11 protein-coding genes are annotated in these 13,018 nt (G+C 61.7%); 1 reads left to right on the forward strand and 10 read right to left on the reverse strand.

Annotation, left to right across the window (positions count from 1 at the left end; all coding sequences use genetic code 11):
- Window positions 1-123 precede the first annotated feature (123 nt).
- From argE to AC0R79_RS16455, 10 genes are all read right to left on the reverse strand, one after another.
- The gene (argE, locus tag AC0R79_RS16410) at window positions 124-1,281 is read right to left on the reverse strand and encodes an acetylornithine deacetylase (protein ID WP_474730597.1); all 1,158 of its coding nucleotides are present in this window, start codon (window positions 1,279-1,281) and stop codon (window positions 124-126) included.
- The gene (locus AC0R79_RS16415; protein ID WP_127798195.1) at window positions 1,278-2,432 is read right to left on the reverse strand and encodes an NAD(P)/FAD-dependent oxidoreductase; all 1,155 of its coding nucleotides are present in this window, start codon (window positions 2,430-2,432) and stop codon (window positions 1,278-1,280) included. The genes argE and AC0R79_RS16415 overlap by 4 nt, the downstream gene beginning before the upstream one ends.
- Window positions 2,429-3,805, reverse strand: a complete 1,377-nt coding sequence (locus tag AC0R79_RS16420) for an FAD/NAD(P)-dependent oxidoreductase (protein WP_474730598.1) — start codon at window positions 3,803-3,805, stop codon at window positions 2,429-2,431. Before AC0R79_RS16420 ends, AC0R79_RS16415 begins: the two co-directional genes overlap by 4 nt.
- Complete coding sequence (locus AC0R79_RS16425) at window positions 3,787-4,095, reverse strand: (2Fe-2S)-binding protein (RefSeq protein ID WP_240871822.1); 309 nt, start codon at window positions 4,093-4,095, stop codon at window positions 3,787-3,789. The genes AC0R79_RS16420 and AC0R79_RS16425 overlap by 19 nt, the downstream gene beginning before the upstream one ends.
- On the reverse strand, window positions 4,092-5,933 hold the full coding sequence (locus tag AC0R79_RS16430) for an ABC transporter ATP-binding protein (protein WP_375747162.1): 1,842 nt from the start codon (window positions 5,931-5,933) through the stop codon (window positions 4,092-4,094). Before AC0R79_RS16430 ends, AC0R79_RS16425 begins: the two co-directional genes overlap by 4 nt.
- A 1-nt stretch (window position 5,934) precedes the next feature.
- On the reverse strand, window positions 5,935-6,810 hold the full coding sequence (locus AC0R79_RS16435) for an ABC transporter permease (RefSeq protein ID WP_085603597.1): 876 nt from the start codon (window positions 6,808-6,810) through the stop codon (window positions 5,935-5,937).
- On the reverse strand, window positions 6,807-7,763 hold the full coding sequence (locus AC0R79_RS16440; protein ID WP_085603594.1) for an ABC transporter permease: 957 nt from the start codon (window positions 7,761-7,763) through the stop codon (window positions 6,807-6,809). The genes AC0R79_RS16435 and AC0R79_RS16440 overlap by 4 nt, the downstream gene beginning before the upstream one ends.
- Window positions 7,764-7,810: 47 nt before the next feature.
- On the reverse strand, window positions 7,811-9,448 hold the full coding sequence (locus AC0R79_RS16445; RefSeq protein ID WP_474730600.1) for an ABC transporter substrate-binding protein: 1,638 nt from the start codon (window positions 9,446-9,448) through the stop codon (window positions 7,811-7,813).
- A 94-nt stretch (window positions 9,449-9,542) separates the two neighbouring features.
- A complete protein-coding gene (locus AC0R79_RS16450; RefSeq protein WP_474730602.1) occupies window positions 9,543-10,817 on the reverse strand; it encodes an NAD(P)/FAD-dependent oxidoreductase in 1,275 nt (424 codons plus the stop codon).
- 32 nt (window positions 10,818-10,849) lie between these two features.
- Complete coding sequence (locus AC0R79_RS16455) at window positions 10,850-11,518, reverse strand: haloacid dehalogenase type II (RefSeq protein ID WP_085603584.1); 669 nt, start codon at window positions 11,516-11,518, stop codon at window positions 10,850-10,852.
- A 593-nt stretch (window positions 11,519-12,111) separates the two neighbouring features.
- Here AC0R79_RS16455 and AC0R79_RS16460 point away from each other — a divergent pair.
- Window positions 12,112-12,966, forward strand: coding sequence for a GNAT family N-acetyltransferase (locus AC0R79_RS16460; protein WP_433897811.1), 855 nt, complete (start codon window positions 12,112-12,114; stop codon window positions 12,964-12,966).
- Window positions 12,967-13,018 lie beyond the last annotated feature (52 nt).

Here is a 13,018-nt window from a genome sequence, read left to right on the forward strand (position 1 = left end):
GGTCGAGTCCTGATCCGAGACAGATTCCAGTCTAGGGAGACTCGACGGATGAGGATGCTGAAAGCGCGTAGCGGACAGTGTCGGCTGCTGAAATTGGCGGTGGAACAGCAGAACTGCTGTTTTCTATCGTTTCAGCGAACCGAGCAAACCCTCCAGAAAGCGCTCCCCCGCTTCCATCTGACTGATCTCGATAAACTCGTCTGGCTTGTGCGCCTGCTCGATCGAACCTGGCCCGCAGACAACCACAGGCACATCCAGACGCTGCTTGAACAACCCGCCTTCCGTACCGAACGAAACCTTGGACGTCGCGGTATCCGGCGCCGCGAAATTTTTCAGGAACCGTACCGCTTCGACGCTCGGGTGGGTGTCGAGTCCGGGGTAGACGTTGACCGTTTCAATCTCGATGGCCGCCACGCTCGAGAGCTTCTTCGCCTCGCGCACGATCACCTCAGCACGCTCCTGCATCTGCGCGAGAATCTGTTCCAGATCATCGGCCGGCAAATTACGCACTTCAAAATCCACCGTGCACAGATTCGGCACGATATTCAGCGCCCGGCCACCGCCGATCTGGCCCACGTGCACGGTGGTGTAAGGCACGTCGTAATCGGCATCCCGGGCGCCCTGCTCCTGCAGTTGACGCTGGGATTCACGCAACGCTGCAATGAAATCGCAGGCCACGTGGATTGCGTTGACCGAGCGCGGCGCCAGCGAAGAATGCGCCTCCAGCCCCCGACAATAGGTACGGTACGAGCCCTTGCCCTTGTGCCCCAGCACAAACTGCATGTTGGTCGGTTCGCCGATCAGGCACAGGAACGGCCGCACTGGCGCCAGATGCAGCACATCGAGCAAACGCCGCACGCCAACGCAGCCGATTTCCTCGTCGTGTGACAGCGCCAGTTGCAGCGGACGGCTGAGGGAATGTTCGGCAGCCTCAAGCATGGCGTCGATGGCCAGCGCGATAAAGCCTTTCATGTCGCAACTGCCGCGCCCGTAAATCCGCCCGTTCTGCTCCGTCACCTGGAACGGTGGAACCGTCCACGCCTGCCCCGCTGCTGGCACCACGTCGGTGTGTCCGGACAGCAGAATGCCCGGTTGGTCTTTCGGACCGGTACTGGCAAACAGGTTGGCCTTCTTGCCGCTTTCGTCCTTGACGATCAGCGACTCTATGCCCTTGCTCAGCAGCAGCTCGCGAACGTACTCGATCAACGCCATATTCGACTCCGACGACACGGTATCGAACGCAATCAATCGTTTGAGAATCTCCAGTACACGGGGTTTCATGAGGCTTTGCTCCGTTGTTCGGCCAAGGGGGCGAACCGGCGTATGGAAAAGGGTTCGATCAACGTGGAAGTGCTGCCGGTGCTGATCAACTCAGCCATGACGTCACCGACGCCCGGCCCCAACTGGAAGCCATGACCACAGAAGCCGAATGCGTAATACAGGCCATCGACCGTACCGCTTGGCCCCATGATCGGCAGCGAGTCCGGCAGATAGCTTTCGATGCCGCTCCAGACCCGGATGATGTTCAGATTGCCGACACCCGGCAGCAGTCGGCGCATTTGCCGGATCTGGTTGAGGATGCTGCGCGGCTCGACATAAGCGCGGCGATTGAGCATGTCCGGTTTGCTGCGATAGCCGCCGCCAATGATGATGTTGCCGCGCGGAATCTGCCGGAAATAAATGACTTCCTCAGGGATTTTGGTGAACACCCCAATCACCGTCGGCAAGGCGTATGGCACCGGTTCTGTCACCGCCATCTGCGGGCCATGGGTGTCCAGCGGAACCGGTTCGCCGAACTGCGCGGACAGTTTCTCGCCCCAGGCGCCGGCGGTGATCAGCAGTTGTGCGGCGCGATATTGCCGGCCATCGGTGGTGGTGACGCTGAACTCGCCTGCGGTTTTCTGCACCTGGGCCACTTCGGTCTGTTCTTCGATACGCGCACCGATCCGCCGCGCCGCCCGGGCAAATGCCGGCGCCGCCAGACGTGGGTTGGCGTGACCGTCGTGCGGTGCGTAGGAGCCCCCCTTCACGTCCGGCCCCAGAAACGGAAAGCGCCGATGCAGTTCAGCGCCGCGATAGACCTGCAGATCCAGTTGCGCCGCTTCCGGTGCAGCGGCATACGCTTCGAGCTCGGCAATTTCGTCTTCGCGGTAACACACGCGCATGTGGCCGCTGGCGATGAACTCCAGATCGTCGTCAATCAGCTCCGGCAAGCGCTTCCACAGCGCAAACGAACGGTTGGCCAATTCCAGTTGCCCCAGATAACGGCCCTGACGCCGTACGTTACCGAAATTGACGCCGCTGGCGTATTGGCCAATCTGGTCGCGCTCGAGCAGGGTCACGGAGTGTCCTCGCTGGCGCAGAAAAAACGCTGACGCCGCACCCATGATGCCGCCGCCGATAATCAATACATCACTTTTCTGCGGGTTCATGTCGGTTCCTCGATGATGACCATCGGCAACGGTTTGACGGGGGCCTGACCGCGTTGGCGGCCGACTTGCTGAACACTGACGCCGGCCGCGGCGGCAATCACTTCGGCGCCGGCCTGCGAGCAGTATCGGCCCTGGCAACGGCCCATGCCGACCCGACTGAAGGCTTTGGCCCGATTGACTTCACACGCGCCCTTTTCACTGACCGTACGGCGCAGTTCGCCCGCGCTGATCATCTCGCAGCGACAGACGATCGCCGAATCCGGCAAGGCGCCGGCCTGTTCGGCGGGCCAGGGAAATGCCTGCGCCAGACCGAGGCGGAACTGATCCATCACCGCCAGTGCACGCCGTTGCTCTGCGCGCAAACCGGCATCCACCGGTTGTTGCTGATCCTCCAGCAGCGCCATCGCCACCAGACGTCCGGCATGTTCAGCCGCATCGGCACCGCGAATCTTTGCGCCGTCGCCGGCGGCATACACACCGCTGACCGAAGTGCGGCCCTCCTCATCAAGCGCCAGCCACCATTGGCCGGACGCTTCATCAAAACGCATGCGACACCCGGCCAGATCGGCCAGCTGGGTTTCCGGACGCAAGTGATACCCCAGGGCCACGGCATCGCAATCGATGTCCAGGGTTTCGCCTTTGGCTGAGCGCACGCGCACGCCACTGACGCCGTGGGTGGCATCTCCCGATATGAGCTCCGGCTTGATCCCCAGATGCACCGGTATTTTCGCCTGATACAACTGCGCCAACAGTTTCATCCCGGTGAGCAACACCCCGGGCCGCGCGAGCATCTTCGGCAGCGCAACGATGCGTTTACTCATCGGCGATGTATCAAGCACCGCAGCGACGTTGGCGCCGGCCTTCACGTACTGGCTGGCCACCAGATACAGCAATGGACCACTGCCCATGAACACCACGCGATGGCCGATGGAAACCGCCTGCGACTTGAGCGCGATCTGCGCCCCGCCGAGGCTGTAGGTGCCCGCCAGCTGCCAGCCTTCAATGGGCATCAAACGGTCCGTGGCGCCGGTGCACAGGATCAGCGCGTCGAAGTCCACCGTCGTATGGTGACCCTGACTGACGCAGCTCAACTGCCTGGGCACCAGATTCCACACCAGCGTGTCGGGGCGATAATCGATGTGTGGGCGCAAGCGCTCGAAACTCTCGTGCAGGTCGCGCGCCTTGGCCGCTTCAGTGCCGTACAGCGCGCGGTAGTCGCGGGTGAAACCTTCGGGTTGGCGCCGATAGATCTGGCCGCCGTCGCGGCGATTTTCATCGATCAGGACCGGTTTGAAGCCGGCCTTCACCAACGTCTCGGCGCAGCGAATCCCCGCAGGGCCGGCGCCGACGATAACTACCCGTGCAGTGGCCATGTCGCCTCCGGTTGTGTGGTGACGAGATCCAGCCCTTCACGGACTTCATTGGAGCACGCACGCAGACGTTCGCCGCTGCGCGTCCACACCCAGCAATCCTGGCAGGCACCCATCAGGCAGAACCCGGCACGTCGACCGGAATCGAATTCCGACTGGCGCAACGCATTGCCCTGAGTGAGCAATGCGACCATCAGTGTGTCGCCCTGCAACGCCTTGATGGGCACGCCATCCACGGTCAACCCGACGGTCACCCGGCCCTGCTCGGCCAGTCTCACAAAACGAGCACTCATGCATAGGCTCCCTGATTCAAGGTGGTCACGTCCCGCTGGGTTTTCAGCAGTTCTACGCTGTCGTGGTGGCAGAGAATTTCACTGCCACCGTCGATGATTCGGCGCTCGGGTGCCGTACGGTTGCACAGGCCATCGACACGCACCGGGCAGCGATTGAGGAAGGTGCACAGCTCGGCGACATTGGCTTTGGGCCCGATGGGCGGCAGTTCGCCGCAAGTGGTCCCGCAGGTTTCCAGCCAGCCCTGGCGCAGCTCCGGCACCGAGTGAATCAACAGATCGGTGTAAGGATGGTACGGTGCCTGCGCAAATGACTGGCGGCTGCCGGCCTGAACCTTGTGGCCGCTGTACATCACCACCACGTCGTCGCACAGCGCGCGCACAGTGGAGATGTCATGACTGATAAACAGGTAGGACACGCCGAGCTGCTGACGCAAATCGCGGAGCAATTCAAGAATCGCTGCACCGACCACGGTGTCCAGCGCCGAGGTCACTTCATCGCAGAGGATCAGATCGGGTTTGGCCGCCAGGGCCCGCGCCAGGTTCACCCGCTGCTTTTGCCCGCCGGACAACTCGTTCGGACGACGTTCGGCCAGGGCTCGCGGCAGACGCACCAGATCCAGCAATTCGCCGATACGCTCGCGCAACGCCGCGCCTTTGAGGTTGAAATACATCTTCAGCGGCCGGCTCAGAATCGTGCTGATGGTATGCATCGGATTGAGCGCCGTGTCGGCGTTCTGGAACACCATCTGGATTCGCCGGAATTGCTCGTCGGTGCGTTCGGACAGACAACCGCCCAGCGGTTGCCCGTCGAAGGTCAGCCCGCCCAATGCTGGCGTGAGCAAGCCGGCCACCACGCGGGCCAGCGTTGACTTGCCCGAACCCGACTCGCCGATCACGCCAATCGCCTGGCCCCGGCGCACGGTCAGATCAATATCTTCCAGTACACGAATGGCCGGCATGCCCTGGGTGTTCTTGTTGCCGTAACCGGCGGTCAGTCCGCGAATGGTCAGCAGCGGTGTTTCTTCGGCAATACCGCAAGGTGGGCGGATCGTCGTGTCCGGCCGCGCGGCCGCCAGCAAACTGCGGGTGTATTCATGACTCGGGCCTTTGAGCAGCGCCGCCGTGGCGCTTTGCTCGAAGATCTGGCCGCCATTGAGCACGACGATCTGATCGGCCATTTGCGCCACCACGGCCAGGTCATGGGACACATACACCGCTGTCGCGCCACGGTCACGCACCACGCGCTTGAACGCACGCAACACGTCGATCTGGGTCGTCACATCGAGCGCCGTGGTCGGTTCGTCGAGGATGACCAGCAACGGATCACTGATCAGCGCCATTGCCGCCATCACCCGCTGCAGTTGCCCCCCGGACACCTGGTGCGGGTAACGCTGACCGATGTGGTCCGGGTCCGGCAGGGCCAGATCGCGGAACAGTTCAATGGCCTTGGCCTCAAGGGTGGCGCGGGTGCCGAGGCCGTGAATCAAGGCGCCCTCCACCACTTGGTCGATCAGCTTCTTCGCCGGGTTGAAAGCCGCCGCAGCGCTCTGCGCGATATACGACACCCGATTACCGCGCAGGCCCTGCAATTGCTGCTCGCTGAGCGCGAGCATGTCGTGCTCGCCGACCTGTACCACGCCGCCGGACAACCGACAGCCCCGTCGGGCATACCCCAACAGAGCGAGGGCAATTGTGGTCTTGCCCGAGCCCGATTCGCCGATCAACGCCAGCACTTCACCTTGTTCCAGGGCAAAGCTCACGCCTTTGACGATTTCGGTTTCCCCGTGCTCGCCGCAAGCGACCACGCGCAGGTCTTCAACTCGAATCAATTGGGTCATTTCAATGGCCTCCCGTGCGGCGACTACGTCGCGACGACAATCTGTCGATGAACAGATTCACGCCGATGGTCAGGGTGCCGATGGCCAGCGCCGGGATGACGATGGCCGGGGCGCCCTGATTGAGGCCGCCGATGTTTTCCCGCACCAGCGAACCGAGGTCGGCATCCGGCGGTTGCACGCCCAGCCCGAGAAAACTCATGCCGCTGAGCAGCAGCACGATGAAGCCAAACCGCAAGCCCAGGTCAGTGAGCACCGGGTTGAGCATGTTCGGCAGGATCTCCACGCAGGCGATGTACAAGCGCCGCTCGCCACGGGTTCGGGCGACCTGCACATACTCCAGCGCTTCGATGTTCACCGCCATGCTGCGGGCGATACGGAACGCGCCCGGGGCGAAGCTCAACACCGCCGTGCTGATCAGCAGGGTCACTGAAGAGCCGAACGCCGAAACCATGATCAACGCGAGCATCTTGCTCGGAATCGAGATAAAGGCGTCCATCAAGCGGCTGATCACTTCGTCCAGCCACTTCGGCGACACCACCGACAGCAGCGCACAACCGGTGCCCAGCGCACTGGCCAGCACCGCCGCAATCAACGCCAGGCCGACAGTGAAGCGCGCGCCGACGAGCACCCGGCTGAGCATGTCGCGGCCCAGATAATCAGTGCCGAACGGGTACACCGCGCTGATGTTGTCAAACACGTTGCCCGAGACCACTTCGCCGACCGGATGCGGCGCCAGCCACGGGCCGAATAATGCAACCAGCAACCAGATAACGCAGATAGCCGCGCCGATGAGTCCCAGCCATACGGGCCCGTGAGACACCTTGCCGGCTGACAGATCGGGGGCCGCGGGCGTCGACTTCACAATGAGATTGTTCATTGGTTTCTCAGCCTCGGATTGGACAGAATCGCGCACAGGTCGGCAATCAGCACCAGACCCAGATAAGCCGTACAGAACAACATGGTGCAGGCCTGCACCAGTGCCATGTCACGGTTGGTCACGGCATCGACCATCAGGCTGGCGATGCCGGGATAGTTGAAGATGGTTTCGACAATCACCACCCCGCCGAGCAGGTACGACAGGCTCAGCGCAATCGCATTGGCGATCGGCCCGATGGCATTGGGCAACGCGTGACGCAGTACGATGCGCATCGGACTGACGCCTTTGAGCCGGGCCATTTCCACGTAGGGGCTGTCGAGCTGGTCGATCACTGCCGCGCGGGTCATCCGCGCCATTTGCGCAACGATCACGCAGCACAGCGTCATCACCGGCAAGGCGTAGGTGCGCATGAATTGCCACGGTGAAGTGATGTCGCTGGCATAGGACAGCGCCGACAACCAGCCCAGGTTTACCGCAAAGATCAGCACCGCGAGGGTCGCCACCAGAAACTCCGGCACCGCGACCATGGCCAGGGTGGTGAAACTCAGGACACTGTCGATCCGCCCGCCCCGGCCCATCGCCGAGCCGATGCCGAGAACCAGCGCCACCGGCACCGACACCAGCGCCGTGGCGGCCGCCAGCATCAAAGTGTTGGGCACGCGCCCGGCCATCAGCTCGACAACCGGCATCGCGTTCGATACCGACACGCCCATATCGCCACTGAGCAGGCTCATCAACCAGTGCAGGTAACGCACCACACCGGGTTGATCGAGCCCCAGTTTCAGGCGCAGCGCCGCCACCTGTTCCGGGGTGGCAAACTGGCCAAGGGATTGTTGTGCCGCGTCTCCAGGCAGTACCGCCGTGATCGCAAACACGACCATCGATACGATCAACAAAGTCACGATCGCGGCGCCCAGCCGCCGTCCGATCAACCACAGTGTGTTGCTATTCATCGCCTACCCTCCTGCACCTGGCTTGCCGTTCATTTCGACGGCTCTGTTCAAGCGTCCAGCCAGACCTGCTCGGCGAACATGTAACCCATGAAGCCGCCGAGCGGGTTGCTGCCGTAGCCCTTGATCCGTTGATCGACGCCGTCGATGTTGCTGATGAACACCGGTATGCCGATGCCACAGTGGTCGTGCACCAGGGTCTGCATGTCCGCGTACATCTTGCCGCGCTTGGCATCGTCGGTTTCGCCGCGGGCGAGCATCAGCAACTGATCGAACTGTTCGTTCTTCCAGCCGGACTCGTTCCACGGTGCCTTCGACTGGAAGAACTGCGAGAACATCACGTCGGCGTTCGGACGTGGGTTGATGTTGCCGAAGCTGATCGGGTGCTTCATCCAGTGGTTGGACCAGTAGCCGTCGCTCGGCAGGCGCTTGACGTCGAGTTTGAGCCCGGCCTGTTTGGCCGACTGCTGCAACAGCACTGCGATATCGACGGAACCCGTTGCGGCAGGCGACGCAAACAGCTCCATGCTGATGTTTTCCATGCCCGCTTTTTTCAGCAGGAACCTGGCTTTTTCCGGGTCGTAGACCGTTTGTGGCAGGTCGCTGTTGTAGTAGCGCGAGCCGGGCGCGATCGGATGATCGTTGCCGACCACGGCAAAGCCGCGAAACACCGCCGACTTGATCTGTTCGCGATCGAGCAGGTACTTCATCGCCTGGGTGAAATCGGCGTTCTGACCCGGCAGCTGATCCTGACGGATGATCAAATCAGTGTAGTTGCCCGACGGCGCATCAACGACCCGGTGTTTGGCGCTGGCCTTGATCCGGTCGGTGGAGCGCGGGTTGACCTCGTTGATCATGTGCACGTCGCCGGACAGCAGCGCGTTGACCCGCGACGGCTCGTCGCCGATGGCAATGAATTCGATTTCGTCGAGGTACGGCAGGCCAGGCTTCCAGTAGCCAGTGTTGCGTGCGGCCACCGAACGTACGCCCGGTTTGAACTCCTTGACCTTGAACGGTCCGGTACCAATGCCCTGGTTGAAGTCAGTGGTGCCTTCGGGAACGATCAGCAGATGCGAGACGGCCAGAATCGACGGCAATTCGGCGTTCGGTGCAGTCAGGCGAATCTGTACTTCGTTGGCCCCCGTGGCCTTGATTTCGGCGAACTGCTCCATCAGCGGCATGACTTTGGAGCCGGTCAGCGGATCCTTGTGTCGTGACAGCGAGAACACCACGTCGGCCGCGCTGAGGGTTTTGCCGTTGTGGAAAGTCACGTCCTTGCGCAGGGTGATCGTCCACAGGGTCGCGTCGGTGTTGTCGATGCGTTCGGCCAGCTCCAGTTGCGGCACCAGGTGCGCGTCAAAACGGGTCAGGCCGTTGTAGAACATGTAGTGCCGCACATAATCGGTGGACAGCGCGCCTTTGGCCGGATCGAGGGTGTCGGCGGTGGAGCTGGACATGCCGGCGACACGTATCCGCCCACCCGGCTTGCCTTTGCCCGGCGTCGCCGTATCGTCGGCCAACAGTTTGCCCGCGGCACCAAACAGGCTGCCGGCACCGGCAGCCGCTACACCGGCTACGCCGAGCATTTGCAACGCGTGACGGCGTGACATGCCGCGATTGAGGCCTTCGAATACCCGCAGGCTCGCTTCGCCTGAGATCAATGGTGAGTCGTTCTTGTGATCAGTCATTTCAGTGCTACCTGTCGAAATTAAGAAGGCTCAAGTGTTCCGGTTGGCCGGAACGTCCTGGAAACGCAAACGACGGTAAAGCCACAACATCAGCTCAATGCAAATAGTCCTGAAAGCGGTAGTAGGCGCCCACGAAAGGCAGGAACCACGGCTTGCCGAAATGCCCGGGGATCGCCGGCCAGTCGAGTTCACGCCAGGGGTTGGCCTCGGCATTGCCGGCCATCACGTCGGCCATCACCTGCCCCATGTGCACCGACATCTGCACGCCGTGGCCGCTGTAACCCATCGAGTGGAACACGCCGCCGTGCTGGCCGGCTCGCGGCAAACGGTCGGAGGTCATGTCTACCAGGCCGCCCCAGCAGTAATCGATCCTGACGCCGGCCAGTTGCGGGAACATCTGGACCATCGCCGCCTGCAGCACCTTGCCGCTCTTGGCATCGTTGACACTGTCGGACATGGCAAACCGCGCGCGCCCGCCAAACAGCAAACGGTTATCCGGGGTCAGGCGGAAGTAGTTACCGATCATTCGGCTGGTGACATAAGCGCGGCGCGCCGGCAGCAACTGATCGATCAGCGCCCGCGGCAGAACCTCGGTGGCAATCACGAAACTGCCCACCGGCACGATTCTCCGCCGATACCAGCCCAGACCACCGTGCTGACAGGCACCGGTCGCCAGCAGAACCTGCCCGGCGTGCAGCGAACCCTTGCTGGTGTTGACCTGATAACCGCCGGCCCGGGCTTTCCAGTCGAGCACCGAGGTGCCCTCATGGATCAGCGCGCCGTGACGCACCGCCGCTTCTGCCAGACCGATGCCGAAACGCCCGACGTGCATCTGCACGCCATTGCGCTGCAACAGGCCGCCATGAAACTGCGCAGAGTTGACCTCGGTGCGGGTCTGTTCGGCAGACAGCAATTCAACATCGGCATCGACTTCGTTGCGGATCAGCTCGCAGGTGCGGGCCAGGCCTTCGTAGTGCAGCGGTTTTGCCGCCAGTTTCAGCTTGCCGTTGCGCAGCAGGTCACAGGCGATCTGCTCCTGCTCGACCAGCGACACAACGCTTTGCACGGCACTTTCGTAAGCCTGGTAATAGGCTTTCGCTCGGTCGGCACCGAGACTGGCGCTGAGGCTGGCGTAATCCTGCGCCACTCCCGTGTTGCATTGCCCGCCGTTGCGTCCCGAGGCCTCGCCGATCACGCGCCCGGCTTCCAGCACCACCACACTGGCGCCCTTGAGCGCCAGCGCCCGGGCCGCCGCCAGCCCGGTGAAACCGCCACCGACGATGGCCACATCGACTTGCCCGGGCAAACCGCCGAGCTGTGCGCCGGTGAAGGCCGGTGCGCTGTCGAGCCAGTAGGATTCACTGCCCATGTTCAATCCCGCCTTTGCCAATGAGGATGTCGTTACAGGCCGACCAGTCCGGCCAGACCGCCGATGTCCGGGATCTGGTGGTAGCTGTAGAAGGCGTTGCCCGGTACTTCGTGACCACGGGCGACGAAGGCCTTGTTCTTGATCTTCATGTCGTGGGCCGGCATCAGGTCGTAACGGAAGCTGGAGGACACATGCAAGATGTCTTCCGGGCCGCAGTTGAGGTTGTCGAGCATGTACTCGAACGCCGCCAGACGAGGTTTGTAGGCTTGTGCCTGTTCGGCCGTGAAGACTTTGTGAAAAGGTGCGCCGAGTTTCTCGACGTTGGACATGATCTGACTGTTGCTGGCGTTGGAGAAAATCACCAAGGGAATCTTGTCGGCGATTTTCGACAGGCCGGCCGGTACGTCCGGGTGCGGGCCCCAGGTCGGAACAGCGTCGTAATACAGCTGGCCTTCGTCGCGGTATTCGATTCCCCAACGCTTGCAGGTACGCGCCAGAGCGGTCTTGAGAATCTCGTCATACGGCATCCAGTCGCCCATGACCTGGTCCAGGCGATAGGCCGAGAAATCCTTGACGAACTGATCCATCTGCTCAGCGGGAACGCGATCGGCGAAGAGTTCGCGGGTCATTGTGCCCATGTGGAAATTGGTCAGCGTTCCGTAGCAGTCGAAGGTAATGAATTTGGGGCGAAGAAAGCTCATTGAGTGCGTTCCTGAAGTTCGTTGAGGTCAATGGCGCTACAAGCATTTGCCTGGTTTGCGCAGTAGCGATGCAACGCTGCAGCACACCGTCATTACAACACCGTGAAATCAGCAGATGGCGTTAAAAGCGACCTCCGTTCGATACAAATCACCGTTTTGGTCATTCCACTCAGCAGACTTTGCGGTGCGCTCCAGCCTTGGGCAAAGCCCCTGTTTATGCGCACTTATGGGCCTTTATCTGGCGCTTTTGATTTCCGACAGCGACGTTGCCCGCAGAAACTGCGCCCCATCGCAGCCTTGGCATCAGTTGCTGCGGCGCCTGTCAGCCCGGTTCTGAATTGAGGCGATTTGAACCTACATCCTGCGCCTGAGCGACGAGACTGGGTACAAGCCTTTTATAGGGTAAAAAGGCCCAAGCATTTGCTGCCGACACAAGGCCCGGATTAAGTAGTAAGTGTGGTGCTCGGGGCTGTGCTTCGCGGAATCTGCCGAATATTCCCTGCCCCCTTGTCAGGCTTTCATCCAGATGGGATACAGGCTTCACCTCGCCGCAAAACCCGGCGCCAGCGCACACTCTTGATCGGAGAATCGCCATGTCCACCCCGCTCCCTTCCTACGTCTATCGGCCGATGACTGCCGACGACCTGCCCAAGGCTCATGCACTGTCCGTGCAATTGAAGTGGCCTCATCGACTTGACGACTGGGCCATGCTGCAACGGGTCAGCAAGGGCTTTGTCGTACTCGATGGCGAGCGTTTGATCGGCACTGCGTTCGCCTGTCCGCAAGGTGATTTCACAACCATTGGCCTGGTCATTGTCAGTGACGATTACCAGGGCCAGGGCATCGGGCGAAAGCTCATGGACCACGCGCTGCAGGCTTGCCAGTCAAGCACAGCGATGTTGAATGCAACCGTGGCCGGCGCACCGCTGTATGCCAGTCAGGGTTTTGTCGAGTTTGGCCGGATTCAGCAGCACCAGGGCCAGGCGCAAGCCCCTTTGCCCGGGCCATTGGCAGACGGTGAAGAATGCCGCCCACTGCGCGAGTCGGATCATGCGCGGGTGCTGGAACTGGCCAATGCCGGGAGCGGACTGGATCGGCGAGCGGTGCTCAGCGATCTGTTCTCTGTCGTCGAGCATTCGGTGGGCATTGTGCGTGACGGTCAATTGCACGCCTTCGCCCTGCTGCGCCCATTCGGTCGCGGCCGTTGCATCGGCCCGCTGATCGCCGAAAACCTTGAGCAAGCCCAACACCTGATCGCCACATTGCTGGCCGGGATACCGGATGCCTTTGTGCGCATTGATATTCCAGCGGATTGTGGCCTTTCCGACTGGCTGGAAGCAGCCGGCCTGAAGAAGGTCGACACCGTGGCCCAAATGTCCCGCGGTGCAGCACCGCAAGCAAACAATGGCGTTCGGCAGTTTGCCCTGGTCACTCAAGCCATCGGCTGACTATCGTGCTGGCGCTTGCCGCCCCTCAATAAATCCTCTCAATATCTGGAGC

The sequence above is a fragment of the Pseudomonas sp. HD57-3 genome, assembly GCF_056113135.1.